Source organism: Leucobacter musarum subsp. musarum (genome assembly GCF_001273845.1).
GTDB classification, from domain to species: Bacteria; Actinomycetota; Actinomycetes; order Actinomycetales; family Microbacteriaceae; genus Leucobacter; species Leucobacter musarum.
Genome location: NZ_JHBW01000010.1, coordinates 1 through 220 on the forward strand (window position 1 = coordinate 1; position 220 = coordinate 220).

General features: G+C 62.3%; 1 pseudogene. It reads left to right on the top strand.

The annotated features are described in order from the left end of the window. Positions 1-220, top strand: a pseudogene (locus CH42_RS16490) (LCP family protein); the annotation flags it as partial.

A 220-nucleotide genomic window follows, 5' to 3' on the forward strand; every position in this document is an offset into this window, starting at 1 on the left:
GTCGAGAACATGACGCTCTCCCAAGGCATGGCGAGCGTGCAGTTCATGCAGCAGGTCGCCAACACGGTGAAAGACATCGACCTGTCGCACATCAACTTCGTGCAGTACCCGTCGCTTGACCATCCCTACCCACAGGGTCGCCTGACGCCCGACTACGCGAGCGGCGATGCGCTGTTCGAGCTCATCAAGGCGGGCGCACCCGTCCTGGGAGCTAACCTGG